General features: G+C 65.3%; 14 protein-coding genes. 13 read left to right on the top strand and 1 reads right to left on the bottom strand.

The genetic code is table 11. The features are described 5' to 3' along the window. The first annotated feature begins 19 nt into the window (after nt 1–19). Genes HY852_RS16995 through HY852_RS16985 form a run of 3 tightly spaced genes read left to right on the top strand, consistent with a single transcriptional unit; the run spans nt 20 to nt 1,380 of the window. Nucleotides 20–223 (top strand): DUF2892 domain-containing protein, encoded by a 204-nt coding sequence (locus HY852_RS16995; RefSeq protein WP_291605941.1) that lies wholly within the window; start codon nt 20–22, stop codon nt 221–223. A 10-nt stretch (nt 224–233) separates the two neighbouring features. Next, nucleotides 234–785: a sigma-70 family RNA polymerase sigma factor gene (locus HY852_RS16990; RefSeq protein ID WP_291605940.1), complete on the top strand. Its 552-nt coding sequence runs from the start codon at nt 234–236 to the stop codon at nt 783–785. After that, nucleotides 775–1,380: a TlpA disulfide reductase family protein gene (locus tag HY852_RS16985; protein ID WP_291605939.1), complete on the top strand. Its 606-nt coding sequence runs from the start codon at nt 775–777 to the stop codon at nt 1,378–1,380. Before HY852_RS16990 ends, HY852_RS16985 begins: the two co-directional genes overlap by 11 nt. A gap of 505 nt (nt 1,381–1,885) precedes the next feature. Here HY852_RS16985 and HY852_RS16980 read toward each other — a convergent pair. Further along, nucleotides 1,886–3,487, bottom strand: coding sequence for an ABC transporter substrate-binding protein (locus HY852_RS16980; RefSeq protein ID WP_291605938.1), 1,602 nt, complete (start codon nt 3,485–3,487; stop codon nt 1,886–1,888). A gap of 203 nt (nt 3,488–3,690) precedes the next feature. Between HY852_RS16980 and HY852_RS16975 the strand changes: the two genes are divergently transcribed. The 10 genes from HY852_RS16975 (at nt 3,691) to HY852_RS16930 (ending at nt 14,762) form a co-directional block, all read left to right on the top strand. Then, a complete protein-coding gene (locus tag HY852_RS16975) occupies nt 3,691–5,358 on the top strand; it encodes an ABC transporter substrate-binding protein (protein WP_291605937.1) in 1,668 nt (555 codons plus the stop codon). 199 nt (nt 5,359–5,557) lie between these two features. Next, nucleotides 5,558–6,511 (top strand): ABC transporter permease, encoded by a 954-nt coding sequence (locus HY852_RS16970; RefSeq protein ID WP_291606034.1) that lies wholly within the window; start codon nt 5,558–5,560, stop codon nt 6,509–6,511. Between the two features lies 1 nt (nt 6,512). Beyond that, nucleotides 6,513–7,415 (top strand): ABC transporter permease, encoded by a 903-nt coding sequence (locus HY852_RS16965; protein ID WP_291605936.1) that lies wholly within the window; start codon nt 6,513–6,515, stop codon nt 7,413–7,415. Nucleotides 7,416–7,419: 4 nt separating this feature from the next. Continuing rightward, nucleotides 7,420–8,481, top strand: coding sequence for an ABC transporter ATP-binding protein (locus HY852_RS16960; RefSeq protein ID WP_291605935.1), 1,062 nt, complete (start codon nt 7,420–7,422; stop codon nt 8,479–8,481). Beyond that, the gene (locus HY852_RS16955; RefSeq protein WP_291605934.1) at nt 8,478–8,675 is read left to right on the top strand and encodes a hypothetical protein; all 198 of its coding nucleotides are present in this window, start codon (nt 8,478–8,480) and stop codon (nt 8,673–8,675) included. The genes HY852_RS16960 and HY852_RS16955 overlap by 4 nt, the downstream gene beginning before the upstream one ends. Continuing rightward, nucleotides 8,672–10,084, top strand: coding sequence for an amidase (locus tag HY852_RS16950; protein WP_291605933.1), 1,413 nt, complete (start codon nt 8,672–8,674; stop codon nt 10,082–10,084). Before HY852_RS16955 ends, HY852_RS16950 begins: the two co-directional genes overlap by 4 nt. Continuing rightward, nucleotides 10,081–11,058, top strand: coding sequence for an ABC transporter ATP-binding protein (locus HY852_RS16945; protein ID WP_291605932.1), 978 nt, complete (start codon nt 10,081–10,083; stop codon nt 11,056–11,058). The genes HY852_RS16950 and HY852_RS16945 overlap by 4 nt, the downstream gene beginning before the upstream one ends. Before the next feature lie 98 nt (nt 11,059–11,156). After that, nucleotides 11,157–11,426 carry a GlsB/YeaQ/YmgE family stress response membrane protein gene (locus HY852_RS16940; protein ID WP_291605931.1) on the top strand — a complete coding sequence of 90 codons (270 nt, stop codon included), beginning with the start codon at nt 11,157–11,159 and terminating at the stop codon, nt 11,424–11,426. A gap of 250 nt (nt 11,427–11,676) precedes the next feature. Then, nucleotides 11,677–13,425: a type I secretion system permease/ATPase gene (locus HY852_RS16935; protein WP_291605930.1), complete on the top strand. Its 1,749-nt coding sequence runs from the start codon at nt 11,677–11,679 to the stop codon at nt 13,423–13,425. Then, complete coding sequence (locus HY852_RS16930) at nt 13,422–14,762, top strand: HlyD family type I secretion periplasmic adaptor subunit (RefSeq protein ID WP_291605929.1); 1,341 nt, start codon at nt 13,422–13,424, stop codon at nt 14,760–14,762. The genes HY852_RS16935 and HY852_RS16930 overlap by 4 nt, the downstream gene beginning before the upstream one ends. Nucleotides 14,763–14,801 lie beyond the last annotated feature (39 nt).

Below are 14,801 nucleotides of genomic sequence, written 5' to 3'. Positions count from 1 at the left end.
TCCGAAAAGGAGGATGAAGATGTTCTACGTCAAGAATGTTCCCGGTTGGGAGCGCGCAGTCAGGGTGGTCATGGGCGTCGGTCTCATTGGGGCGTCCCTGGCCTACTTCGGTCCAACGATGACCGGCTGGGCCGTGGGTCTCATGGGTGCCATGGCGGCGTTGTCGGGCCTGTTCGGCTTCTGCCCCGCCTGCGCCATGGTCGGCCGGAAGCTTGAAGGCTAAGGCGCTCGGCATGGCGATAGCGGTGAATCGGCATCATCTGATCGTCCGCGCACAGGGCGGTGACCCGGCGGCACTCGACCAATTGTTGGCCGAGTGTCAATCTGATGCGCGCCGCTACGCCATGCGCCACTGTGTGATGAGTGAAATCGATGATGCGGTGCAGGAGGCGCTGCTGATCGTGACGCGGCACGTCCGCTCGCTTGAGAGCGCCGCGTCTTTTGCGGGATGGCTCTTTACCATCGTGCGCCGGGAATGCGCGCGGCTCTCCCGCAGGATGTTCGGGCAGGAGGCGCTCGATGATGATCGGGTTGCGGCGGATCTCGCGCAGCGGTCGAGCGACGAGCTGCGGGTGGAACTCGCCTCCGCTCTCGAGTCGTTGCCACCTCACTATCTCGAAATGATCCTGCTGCGCGACTTCGAGGAGTTGACCATCGCGGAAATATGCGAGCGCCTCGGCTTGACTGTCGCGACAGCAAAGGCCCGCTTGCACCGGGCGCGGCTTCTGGTTCGTGAATATCTGATCGGGCCGGAAGGCGACGGGTCCGCCGCCCATGGACGCTGAAGGTTTGTCGCGATCGCGCCGGGCGTTCCTGGCGGGCGTGGGTGGATCAGTTCTATCCGCCGTAGCGCGAGCGCAGGCAAACACGACGGACAGCGGACCGCCGCCGCTTCGAACAGCACGCTCGCAATTCGTCGAACTCCGGCCTTTGAACGAGGTCCCGACCCTGGTCCTGGAGCGTATTGATGGCAAGCTTGTTGCGTTGAATTCGTTGCGCGGGAAGGCGATCTTGGTGAACTTCTGGGCGACCTGGTGCCCGCCCTGCCGCCGCGAATTGCCGCTGCTGGATGGGCTGCAGCGAAGGGCTGGTGAAACAGAGCTGGAGATCGTGGCCGTCTCGATCGACCAGGCCGGGCATCCGGTGGTTGCCTCGTTCCTGAAGCAGCTCAATGTGACCCGGCTTCGACCGTTTCTTGATCCGCTCGGACGCATCGCCAGGCGGGCCGAAAGCGAGGCGCCCACGCCCTTCGTGCTTTGGGGAATGCCGATTTCCTACATCATCGATCGGCGGGGGCGGCTCGCTGGATATATTACCGGTGAGGTGGACTGGTTGTCCGACCAGGGACGCACCTTCCTCAACTTCTTCGCCGCCGGATGAAGGGCCGCGCGACGAAATCGATTCGTCGAGGGGGCCAGCGAGACGGTTCGTTGTGTGCCGGCCGGCGTTGCGGACGGTTGTCGAGATGCTTGATCACGAGATGGAGTCGCCAGCTTCCCTCTTTGTTCGATGCCTACTAGAATAACCGTTTCAACGAGAGCGTCATGTTGCGCCTGAGACTAGCCGTTCAGTATTCGCTTTCTGACGGGATACCTTTTCGGCCCACCTGCGTTGCGCTCATGGTTGACACCGTCCTCAATCTTATAATCAGGGTGACGCGACCATATCCCTCAGCCGGACAAAGATCGTTTTGACCTACTTCGTGCCCTATGTCGTAAGTACCTATGGCGCCGTTTCGTATCGATTGTCGCGTCCCGAGAAATGAACGCCGGATCGCCCCGGGGCGATCTGGCCCCTCTCAACAGGCGGGACGAGGTGTCAACACAGCCAGCGGCAACTGACCCGATCGACCTCGTCCCTTTGCGCCCGTGCTTCCGACGCCGACCTACTGCCCGATCGTGGTCAGGTCCTGGAACCAGTGCTGCGCCTGCACGAACTGCTTGATTTTCGGCGATAGCGCGTGCGGGTTGGTGTCGTGCACCACCCAGACCAGTACCGCGTCATCGACGACCTGCGCATGGGCCTGCGCCAGTAGTTCATCCTGCTTGGCCGGATCGAAGGTCTGCTTGGCCTCGTCGATCAGCGCATCGACCTTGGGGTTCTTGTAGCCGCCCCAGTTGACGCCGACCGGCGCGATCTGTCCCGAATGGAAGAAGCGCACGATGGCGTAGAGCGGGTCCGAGGTCACATAGGCGATGTTGTTGGAGGTGATGCCGGCGTTCATCTCGTCGGCGGCACCCTTGCGCCAATGCGTGTACAGGGTCTCGAGCTCGACCACCTTGAAGTCGATATCGATGCCGATCTCCTTGAAGCTCTGCTGAACGAACTCATTCATCGGCAGCGACAGCATCTGTCCAGTGCCGCCCTGCGCGATGATGAACGTGGCCTTCAGCGGCTTGTTCCTGGAGTAGCCGGCTTCCTCGACCAGTTTCCTGGCGGCGGAGGGATCGTATTTGAGGTCGAAGGTCGGCTTGCCGAACCACGGGCTCGACGGGTCGACCTGGCCCTTGGCGGGCTTGGCCAGACCGTTCATCAACCCCACCACCGCCTCGCGGTCGATGGCAAGATTGAGCGCCTTGCGCAGGCGGATATCGGTCCAGGGCGAGCCGGGCAGCACGCTTAAGTGATAATTCCAGACGTGCGGGGTGATGTTGTCGACGATCTTCATGCCGGCGCCTTTCAGCTGCGGCACCGCATCGGGCGCCGGCGTTTCGATCAGGTCGACCTGGCCGGCGAGCAGCGCGTTGGTGCGCGTCAGCGCCTCCGGCATCGGCACCAGGATCATCTTGTCGGCCTTCGGGATGCGCTTCTTGTTCCAGTAGTCCGGGTTCCTGGAGAGCTCGGCGAGCTCGCGCGGCACGAGTTTCATCAGTTTGAACGGGCCGGTGCCCGAGGGCTGGGTGGCGAACTTGTCCCAATCCTTGCCCAGCTTCTCGTATTGCGCCGGGCTCGAAACCAGGAACCAGAGCATCTGGTAGGGAAAGAAGGAGTCGATCGTCTTGGTCTTGATCTCCACCTTGTAGTCGTCGATCTTGGCGTAGCTCGCGACCGAAGGCAGCCGGGTCTTGACCTGTGCGCTCTGCCGCTTGTCGAACTGTGGTGCCTTGTCATTGAGCACTTTGTCCAGATTCCAGATTACCGCGTCGGCATTGAAGTCGCTGCCGTCATGGAATTTGACGCCCTTGCGCAGGGTGAAGCGCCACTTGGTCTTGTCGTTGTCGTCGACCTTCCATTCGGTCGCCAGCCCCGGCACCAGCTTTCCGGGCCGCTCGGCGACGTCCATTTCCCAGGCAACGAGCGGGTCGTAGATGGTGTAACCTGTGAATTGATAGGCGCCGGCGCCGCGATCGGGCTGGCCTGTCGTCAGCGGTATGTCCGCCATCGATATTCCGTAGCGTACGACCTGTTCGGCGCGTGCGGATAGCGGAGAAATCACTGACAAGGCGAGCGCGAGGATCGCGTTAGCCATCGAAATTCGAATGCGCATGAAGTAAGCTCCTAATTGTCATTTGCAGCTTAGCAAGCAAGCTTGATGCCACATTGGGCAGTGGAAATAGGGAGGGCGCGCCTGCACAATCAGTTGTGAAACAAGCGGAAGTCCCGGAATTCGGACCGTGCCGGGGGGCGGCTTTGGCACGGGGTTTGCAACGTTTGTATACAAATTAATCCGTCAAGCAGAGGACTGAGGCAATGCGTGTTGAGAGATGGCGAAGAAATCATGCGGTTCTGGCGACTGCTGCGCTGGTGCTGGCTGCAGCAGCCGGGCTGCCGCGTAGTGCCGGCGCGGAAACGGTGCTGCGCATCGGGATGACGGCTGCCGATATTCCGCGCACCCTCGGCCAGCCCGATCAAGGCTTCGAGGGCAATCGCTTCACCGGCCTCACCATGTACGACGGGCTGACGATGTGGGACTTGTCCTCGGCGGACAAGGCGAGCGTCGTCATTCCGGGCCTTGCCACCGAATGGAAGGTGGATGACACCGACAAGAAGAAATGGGTGTTTAAGCTGCGCCCCGGCGTCACCTTCCATGATGGCTCGCCTTTCAACGCGGACGCGGTGGTCTGGAACGTCGAAAAGGTCCTGAAGCAGGATGCGCCGCAATTCGACGCCAGCCAGGTCGGCGTGACCGCCTCGCGCATGCCGACGCTGGCCTCCGCGCGCAAGATCGACGACATGACGGTGGAGCTCTCCACCAAGGAGCCGGACAGCTTCCTGCCGATCAACCTCACCAACCTCTTCATGGCGAGCCCGGCCAAGTGGCAGAAGTTCTTCGACAGCGCCGAAGGCGCCGATGCCAAGGCGAAGTCGCAGGCGGCCTGGGCGGCGTTTGCCAAGGATGCCTCGGGTACCGGCCCGTGGAAGATGGCGAAATTCACACCGCGCGAGCGGCTCGAACTCGTCAAGAACGCGAACTATTGGGACAAGGCGCGCGTGCCCAAGACCGACAGGATGGTGCTGCTGCCGATGCCGGAGGCCAATGCCCGCACCGCGGCGCTACTCTCCGGTCAGGTCGACTGGGTCGAAGCGCCGGCACCGGATGCGATCAAGGAAATCAAGCAGCGCGGCTTCCAGCTCAAGGCCAACGAATCCCCGCATGTCTGGCCGTGGCAGTTCTCCCGTGTCGAAGGCTCGCCCTGGAACGACATCCGCGTCCGCAAGGCCGCCAATCTCTGCATCGATCGCGAAGGCCTCAAGGAGGGCCTGCTCGCCGGCCTGATGGTGTCGGCGACCGGTACCTTCGAGCCCGGCCATCCCTGGCGCGGCAACCCGACGTTCCAGATCAAGTTCGATAAGACCGCGGCGCAGAAGCTGATGCAGGAGGCCGGCTTCGGTCCGAACAAGAAGCTGACGGTGAAGATCCAGACCTCGGCATCGGGCTCGGGCCAGATGCTGCCGCTGCCGATGAACGAGTATCTGCAGCAGGCATTGGGCGAGTGCTACTTCGATGTGAAGCTTGACGTCATCGAATGGAATACGCTGTTCACCAACTGGCGTCGTGGCGCCAAGGATCCGACCGCGAACGGCGCCAATGCCATCAACGTCACCTATGCGGCGATGGACCCGTTCTTCGCACTGGTGCGCTTCCAGCAGTCGTCGATGGCTCCGCCGGTCTCGAACAACTGGGGTTACATCCACAATCCCAAGTTCGACGAGCTGGTCACCAAGGCGCGGCAGACCTTCGATCCGGTCGCGCGCGATGCAGCGCTCGCCGAACTGCATGCGGCCTCGGTCGACGACGCGGCGTTCCTCTATGTCGCGCACGATGTCGCGCCGCGCGCCATGAGCCCGAAGGTCAAGGGCTTCGTGCAGCCGAAGAGCTGGTTCGTCGACTTCTCGCCGGTCTCGATGGCGCAGTAAGACGGGCATAGTCGTTGCCCTCTCCCCTTGTGGGAGAGGGTGGCTTCGCGGAACGCGAAGCCGGGTGAGGGGTCTGTTTCCGCGGACGAACGTCTCTCATCAGAAGACCTGTATCCGCCGACACAACCCCTCATCCGGCGCGCATTTCATGCGCGCCACCTTCTCCCACAAGGGGAGAAGGAAGATCAAGGTATCCCTGGTGCTCGCCTATATCGCCCGACGCATCGTTTATGTGATCCCGATCGTGGCCAGCGTGGCGCTGGTGTGCTTCCTGCTCGTGCACATCACGCCCGGCGATCCGCTTGTAGCGGTGCTGCCGGCGGACGCCTCGGAGGAGCTCGCGGCACAGTTGCGCGCAGCCTACGGCTTCGACCGGCCGTTGCCGGTGCAGTTCGGCCTGTGGCTGTGGCGGGCGATCCATGGCGATCTCGGCAATTCGATTGCGACCGGCCGGCCCGTGCTGTCAGAAGTGATGCGCGCGGTCGGCAACACGGTGACGCTCGCCGTTGCCGCGGCGATGATCGGCTTCACCCTCGGCCTGTTGTTCGGCCTGATCGCCGGCTACTTCCGCGAAAGCTGGGTCGACAAGGTCGCGACCTCCTTTGCAATCGCCGGGGTCTCGGTGCCGCATTACTGGCTCGGCATGCTGCTGGTCATCATCTTTTCCGTCGAGCTCAACTGGCTGCCGGCGGTCGGTGCCGGCCCCGGCGGTTCCGGGGCTTGGGGATGGGATTGGGAGCATTTGCGCTACCTCGTCCTGCCCGCCATCACCACTTCGGTGATCCCGATGGGGATCGTCACCCGCACCGTGCGCGCGCTGACCGGCGACATTCTGAGCCAGGATTTCGTCGAGGCGCTGCGCGCCAAGGGCCTGCGCGAACGAGGGGTGTTCCGCCACGTCGTCAAGAACGCCGCGCCTACCGCGCTTGCGGTGATGGGGTTGCAGCTCGGCTACATGCTCGGCGGCTCGATCCTGATCGAGACCGTGTTCTCGTGGCCGGGCTCCGGCTTCCTGCTCAACTCGGCGATCTTCCAGCGCGACCTGCCGCTGCTGCAGGGCACGATCCTGGTGCTGGCGCTGTTCTTCGTCTTCCTCAATCTTCTGGTCGATATCGCGCAGGCCGCGATCGACCCGCGCATCAAGCGGGGCTGACGTGAGCGAGCTCCCGATTCCCGCCATGTCGGACACGGCGCTCCAGGCGGCGCCCGCCACCAAGGCGCGCGGCTACTGGGCGACGGTCGGCCGGCGCATTCTGCGCGACAAGGTCAGCGTGGTCTGCGCCGTCGTGCTGCTCATCATCTTCATCTCCGCGCTGATCGCGCCGTGGCTGGGGCTGGCCGATCCCTATCAGGGCTCGATGATCCGCAGGCTCCGTCATATCGGCACGCCCGGCTATCCGCTCGGCACCGACGAGCTTGGCCGCGACATGCTGGCGCGCCTCGTCTATGGCGGCCGGCTGTCGCTCGTCATCGGCATCCTGCCGGTGATCTTGGCGTTCTGCGTCGGCACCTCGCTCGGCCTCGTCGCCGGCTACGTCGGCGGCAGGGTCAACACCGCGATCATGCGCACGGTCGACGTGTTCTACGCCTTTCCCTCCGTGCTGCTGGCGATCGCGATATCAGGCGCGCTGGGCGCCGGCATCACCAACTCCATCGTCGCGCTGACCATCGTGTTCGTGCCGCAGATCAGCCGCGTCGCCGAAAGCGTCACCACCGGCGTGCGCCACATGGACTTCGTCGAGGCGGCGCGCGCTTCCGGCGCCGGACCCTTCACCATCATGCGCGTGCACATGCTCGGCAACGTGCTCGGTCCGATCTTCGTCTACGCCACCAGCCTGGTCTCGGTGTCGATGATTCTCGCTGCCGGCCTCTCCTTCCTCGGTTTGGGGACAAAGCCGCCGGAGCCCGAATGGGGCCTGATGCTGAACACGCTGCGCACCGCGATCTATGTCAATCCGTGGGTCGCGGCCCTGCCGGGCGCGATGATCTTTATGGTCTCGATCTGCTTTAACCTGCTCAGCGATGGCATGCGCAGCGCCATGGACATCCGGAACTAGCGCAATGAGTGAGACGCCTCCCACCATCGAGATGCTCGAGCCGGTCGAGGACCGCGGCGGCGCGGCGCAGCCGCTGCTCCAGGTCGAGGGCCTGACCAAGCACTTCCCGGTGCGCGGCGACCTGTTCGGCGCGCGCAAGACCGTGCGCGCGGTCGACAACGTCTCCTTCTCGGTCATGAAGGGCGAGACGGTCGGCATCGTCGGCGAGTCCGGCTGCGGCAAGTCGACCACCGCCCGGCTCTTGATGCATCTGATGACGCGCGATACCGGCGAGATCATTTATGACGGCATGCAGGTCGGCCAGGCGCTGTCCTTGCGCGAACTGCGGCGCGGCATGCAGATGGTGTTCCAGGACAGCTACGCCTCGCTCAATCCGCGCCTGACGATCGAGGATTCGATCGCCTTCGGCCCCAAGGTCCACGGCATGGCCGATGGCGCGGCGCGGACGCTGGCGCGCGAACTGCTCGGCAAGGTCGGCTTGCGGCCGGAAACCTTTGCCAACCGCTATCCGCACGAGATCTCGGGCGGCCAGCGCCAGCGCGTCAACATCGCGCGCGCGCTGGCGCTGTCGCCGCGGCTCGTGATCCTCGACGAGGCGGTCTCCGCGCTCGACAAATCGGTCGAGGCCCAGGTGCTCAACCTGCTGGTGGATCTCAAGCGCGAATTCGGCCTGACCTATCTTTTCATCAGCCACGATCTCAACGTGGTCCGCTACATCTCCGACCGCGTGCTGGTGATGTACCTCGGCGAGGTGGTCGAACTCGGCCCGGTGGATCAGGTGTGGGACGCGCCCGCCCATCCCTATACCAAGGCGCTGCTCGCGGCGATGCCGTCGTCCGATCCGGACCGGCGCACCGAAACTCCGCCGATCTCGGGCGATCCGCCAAATCCGATCGATCCGCCGCCCGGCTGCCGCTTTCATACCCGTTGTCCGTTTGCGGAGCCGCTCTGCGCGAATGCGACACCACCGCTATTCCCGCTCGATACAATGGGTCATCAGGCGGCGTGCTATATGGCCATTCCGGGATCCGGCCATAGCCGCGCGCCGGCAAAGGAAGCATCATGACCAAACCGACCGCAAAAGAAATCAGGATGATGGCTCGCGTCGCCGATCTGCCCGTCGACGACGAGGCCGCAACGCGCGTTGCGAATTCGATCTGCCCCGCGTTCGACGCCTTCGCGCCGATCGCCGGCAGCCTGCCGTTCGACCTCGAGCCGGCGATGTATGTGCTCGCGCAGATGACGAAGGTGTCGAAATGAGCCTCGATCCGGCCCTGATGAGCCTCGTCGAGGTCGCGCGTGCGATCGCGATGAAGCAACTGTCCTCGCACGAGGCGACCCGCGCCTGCCTGCACCGCATTGCGGAATGGCACCCGCGCCTGAACGCCTTCATGGCGATCGAGGCGGAAGCGGCGCTGAAGGCCGCCCATGAGGCCGACGCGGCGCTGGCCGGTGGCGAGTTGCGCGGGCCGCTGCACGGCGTGCCGCTCGCGCACAAGGACATGTATTACGACGCCGGCAAGGTCGTGACGTGCGGCTCGCTGATCCGCCGCGACTTCGTGGCCGCCACTACGTCGACTGCCTTGCAGCGCCTGAAGGATGCAGGCTCCATCCGCCTCGGCTCGCTGCAAATGGCGGAATTCGCCTACGGCGCGACCGGCCACAACAGCCATTACGGCGCGGTGCATAATCCTTTCGCGCCCGCGCACATCACCGGCGGCTCGTCGTCCGGCTCGGGCGCGGCGGTGGCGGCGCGGCTGACCTTCGGCGCGCTCGGCTCCGACACCGGCGGTTCGATCCGTCTGCCCGCGCATTTCTGCGGCGTCACCGGCTTGAAGACGACCTATGGCCGCGTCAGCCGCGCCGGCGCCATGCCGCTGTCGCAGTCGCTCGACACCGTGGGGCCGCTGGCGCGCACCGCGGAGGACTGCGCGCTGTTGCTCGCCCTCATCGCCGGACCTGATCCGGAGGATCCCACCGCGAGCACCGCGCCCGTCCAGGACTATGTCGCCGCGACCAGGAGTTCGCTCAAGGGCCTGAAGATCGGCGTGCCGACCGCCTTCTATGTCGACGATCTCGATAGCGAGGTCGCCCGCGTGCTCGACGAGACCATTGCCGTGCTGAAGCGGGAGGGGGCCGACATCGTCAAGGTCGAGCTGCCCGACCAGCGGCAAATGTCGGCTGCGAGCATGATCGTGCTCGCGGCGGAATCGGCGGCGTTCCACAAGCGCTGGATGATCGAGCGGCCGCAGGATTACAGCCCGCAGGTGTTGATGCGCCTGCAATACGGCCTCGCCATTCCCGCCGTCACCTATCTGGAAGCCATGCGCTGGCGCGCTTCCGCGCTCGCCGCGCAGATGGCCGCCACCTTCGCCGTCGATGCCGTTCTGGCGCCGGCGTCTCCGGTGCCGGCTCCCACCATCGAAGACAGCGACGTCGGCGCCGGCCCGGACGCGGCGGCGATGATCCAGCGCGTCACGCTGTTCACCCGGCCGATCAACTATCTCGGCCTGCCGTCGCTGGTCGTACCGAGCGGCTTCACCAGGAGCGGTCTTCCCGTCGGCATGCAGCTCATCGGCCGCTCCTTCGACGAAGCGACGCTGCTCACCATCGGGGCCGCGTTCCAGCGCGCCACCGACTTCCACACGAAAGTGCCGAAGCTGCCATGACCCGGCTCGTCGAGATCAACGGCCTCAACATTCGCTTCACCGGCGAGCGCACGGTCCATGCCGTGAACGATCTCAGTCTGTCGCTCGGCGATGGCGAGGTGCTCGGCCTTCTCGGCGAGTCCGGCTCGGGCAAGAGCGTCACGCTGCGCGCCTTGATGCGGCTGTTGCCGAAGAAGCGGACGCAGATCTCGGGCAGCGTCAAGGTGCTCGGGCGCGAAGTGCTGGCGCTGGGGGAGGAGGAACTGAGCGCGTTCCGAGGCCAGACGGTCTCGATGATCTTCCAGGAGCCGGCGCTGGCGCTCGATCCCGTCTACACCATCGGCCGGCAGATCGCCGAGACCGTGGTGCGTCACGAAGGCAGGAGCCACGCGGAAGCAAGGGCCCGCGCGCTCCAGATGCTGGAGGTGGTGCGCATTCCCTCCGCCAGGCGCCGGCTCGATTCCTACCCGCATGAAATGTCCGGCGGCATGCGCCAGCGTGCCATGATCGCGCTGGCGCTCGCCTGCCGGCCGAAAATCCTGCTCGCGGACGAGCCGACCACGGCGCTCGATGCCACCGTCCAGATCCAGATCCTGCTACTGCTTCGGGAGCTGCAGCGCGAGTTCGGCATGTCGGTCATCTTCGTCACCCACGACATCGGCGTCGCGATCGAGATCTGCGACCGGGTCGCGGTGATGTATGCGGGCCAGATCGTCGAGCAGGGCACGCTGCGCGACATCGTGCGCTCGCCGGCTCACCCCTATGCCAGGGGGCTGCTCGCTTCCACGGTCCATGGCACAAGCCGCGGCCAGCGGCTGGAGACGATACCCGGGACGCCGCCCTCGCTCGACAAGGTGCCGCACAGCTGCTCCTTCGCGCCGCGCTGCGCCTTCGCGCAGCCGCGCTGCCACGAACAATTGCCGCCCAACGTGGCGATTTCGCCCGGCCGCACCGCGCGCTGCGTACTGGCAGAGCCGGCCCTGTCAACGACCTGACCTGACCGGTTGAAAATCCGGAAAATTCGATCGTCTTGTCCGGCGATTGCCGCTAGGTTCCGGCGGCGGCCGATGCGGACAATCGAGGGGGATCGCATATGTACATTTCCAACGAAGGCATTCTGGTCATCCTGTTCGTCGGTCTGGTGGCCGGCTGGCTGGCGGGCAAGATCGTGCACGGGACCGGCTTCGGCATCGTCGGCGATATCGTGATCGGCATCCTCGGTGCGCTGATCGCGAGCTTCCTGTTCCCGCGGCTCGGCATTCGTCTCGGTACCGGTCTCGTCTCGGAGATCATCTATTCCGCCATCGGCGCCGTCATCCTGCTTGTGGTGGTGCGCCTGGTCCGCACCGGCGGCCGGCTGTAGCGGCGACATTGGCAGCCGCGAAGCCAGACTGCTCGCACGGTCTATTCGCCGCGTACGGAGAGAGGTGAAAGGGAAGCCTTGGCGGCAAGGCGCCCTTTCCTGCGCACGCCCCTTCGGCCCAGCTTTACGGTTAACGCCACACCATTGGACGCTGCCGGCAAAAACCGGTATTAATAGGCGCTGCGTGCACTTCCAATTTGCTTTGTGAATCAGGGGTCCGACGACCCCACACCCGAAGAGATCAGGACTGATGGCAGCCGTTCCCGGCGTCCGGCGTTCCGAACTCGGCGACGCGCTGCGCGCCTGCCGCAGCGCGTTCATCGGCGTCGGCGTGATGAGCTGCATGATCAACCTGCTCTATCTGACCGGGTCGATCTTCATGCTCGAGATCTACGACCGGGTGCTTCCCAGCCGCAGCGTGCCGACGCTGGTCGGCCTGATCATTCTGGCGTGCGGCCTGTACATCGCCCAGGGTGTGCTCGACACGATCCGCGGCCGCATCCTGGGCCGGGTCGGAACCGCGCTCGACGAAACCCTCAACAATCGGGTGTTCGACAGCGTCATCCGCCTGCCGCTGATGATCGGTAACCGCAACGAGGGCCTGCAGCCGCTGCGCGACCTCGACAACGTGCGTTCCTTCCTCGGCAGCATGGGCCCGGGTGCGTTCTTCGACCTGCCGTGGCTGCCGCTCTATCTCGCCATCTGCTTTGCGTTTCACGTCCTGATCGGCGTCACCGCGCTGATCGGCGCGATCATCCTGGTCGGCCTGACGCTGATCACCGAATTCATGGCGCGGCAGCCGGCGCGCGAAGCGATTGGGCTTGCCGCGCGACGCAACGATCTCGCCGCGGCGAGCCGTCGCAACGCCGAAGTGCTGGTGGCGATGGGAATGTCCGGCCGCATGTCGCGGCGGTGGGGCGAAGTCAACGAGAAGTACCTTGAGGGCAATCAGCGCGCCAGCGACGTCACCGGCGGGCTGGGTGCCGTCGCCAAGGTCCTGCGCATGATGCTGCAATCGGCCGTGCTCGCGGTCGGGGCCTATCTCGTCATTCACCAGGAGGCGACCGCCGGCATCATCATCGCTGGCTCTATCCTGAGCGCCCGGGCGCTCGCGCCGGTCGATCTTGCGATCGCGCACTGGAAGGCCTTCGTCGCCGCCCGCCAGAGCTGGCACCGGCTCAACATTCTGCTCGAACAGTTGCCGCCGCACGAGGCGCCGACCCTGCTGCAGCCTCCGTCGAACCGGCTGTCGGTCGAGGGCGTCAGCATCGTCGCGCCGGGCGACCAGAAAGTCATCGTGCAGGACGCGAACTTCGTGCTCAACGCCGGCAACGGGCTTGGGGTCATCGGCCCGAGCGGCTCGGGCAAGTCATCGCTGATCCGGGCGCTGGTCGGGGTCTGGCAGCCGGTGCGCGGCAAGGTGCGGCTCGACGGCGCGGCGCTCGACCAGTGGTCGTCGGACGTGCTCGGCCGCCACATCGGCTATCTGCCGCAGGACGTCGAATTATTCGCCGGAACCATCGCGCAGAACATCTGCCGCTTCGATCCCGAGGCGAGCTCGGAACAGATCATCGCGGCCGCCAAGGAGGCCGGCGTGCACGAGATGATCATCAAGATGCGCGACGGCTACAACACCCAGGTCGGCGAGCAGGGCACCTCGCTCTCCGCCGGACAGGCTCAGCGGGTGGCGCTGGCGCGCGCGCTTTATGGCAATCCGTTCCTGATCGTGCTCGACGAGCCGAACTCCAATCTCGACACGGAGGGCGACGAGGCGCTGACGCGCGCGGTGCGCGCGGCGCGCGAGCGTGGTGCGATCGTGATCGTGGTCGCGCACCGGCCGATCGGCATCGAGGCGGTCGACCAGATCCTCGTGCTGCGCGACGGCCGCATGCAGGCGTTCGGGCCGAAGGAGCAGGTGCTGGCCCAGGTGCTGCAGCCGCGCGTGGCGGCGCCTTCGCCGATCAAGATCGTCTCCGATTCAGGAGCGGCCAAACCATGAAGGCGCTTCCGAAGACCACGGCCGCTAAAGCCGAGGAAGCCGCCAAGGGCGTGCGGGAGTCGATCCGGCTGCACCTGATCCTGGGCCTTGCGGTCATGATCGTCCTTGCGGGCGGGCTCGGCGGGTGGGCCTCGACGGTCGCGATCTCGGGCGCGCTGATCGCGCCGGGCCAGATCGTCGTCGAATCCAACGTGAAGAAGGTCCAGCATCCGACCGGCGGCGTGGTCGGCGAACTGCGCGCCCGCGACGGCGATGTGGTCAAGACGGGCGACATCCTGGTGCGCCTCGACGACACGATCACCAGGGCCAACCTTGCCATTGTCACCAAGAACCTCGACGCCGCGCTCGCTCGCGCCGCGCGTCTGCAGGCCGAGCAGCGCGGCCTCGACGCACTCGAATTCCCGGCGCAGCTGCTCGAGCGCGCGGGCGATCCCGAGGTGAAGTCGCTGATGGCGAGCGAAAGCAAACTGTTCGAGGTCCGCGTCACCGGCCGGGCCGGGCAGAAGGCGCAGCTGCGCGAGCGCGTCACCCAGCTGAACAACGAGATCGCCGGCCTCGCCGCCCAGGAGACAGCCAAGGACCGGGAGATTGTGCTGGTGCAGAAGGAGCTCGACGGCGTGCGCGAGCTCTACGAGAAGCACCTGGTGCAGATTTCGCGCCTGACGACGCTCGAGCGCGACGCCGCGCGGCTTACCGGCGAGCGGGCGCAATACATCGCCTCGCGCGCCCAGGCCAAGGGCAAGATCACCGAGATCGAGCTGCAGATCATCCAGATCGACAGGGACATGGTGAGCGAGGTCTCCAAGGACCTGCGCGAGACCAACGACAGGATCGGCGAGCTGATCGAGCGCAAGGTCACCGCCGAGGACCAGCTCCGCCGGGTCGACATCCGCGCCCCGCAGGACGGCATGGTGCTGCAGTCGACGGTCCACACCGTCGGCGGCGTCGTCACCGCCGGCGACGCACTCATGTTGATCGTGCCGCAGGCCGACGACCTCCAGGTCGAGGCCAAGGTCAATCCGGCAGACATCGACAAGCTGCAGGTCGGCCAGAAGACGCTGCTGCGCCTGTCCGCCTTCAACCAGCACACCACCCCCGAGCTGAGCGGCGTCGTCACCCGCGTCTCGCCCGATGTCACCACGGACCAGCGCACCGGTCAGAGCTACTACACCATCCGCGTCTCGATGCCGGCGGAGGAGGTCAGGCGCCTCGGCGATGTCAAGCTGATCCCCGGCATGCCGGTCGAAGCCTTCGTCCAGACCGGCGACCGGACCATGTTCTCCTACCTGATGAAGCCGCTCAGCGACCAGCTCATGCGCGCGTTCCGGGAGCGGTGAGACGTAGCGCCCTTCCGCTGGACTTTCATTCCTAGGAGC

This window comes from Bradyrhizobium sp. (assembly GCF_016213215.1).
Lineage (GTDB): Bacteria > Pseudomonadota > Alphaproteobacteria > Rhizobiales > Xanthobacteraceae > Bradyrhizobium.
This window is presented reverse-complemented; position numbering and strand designations above follow the sequence as displayed.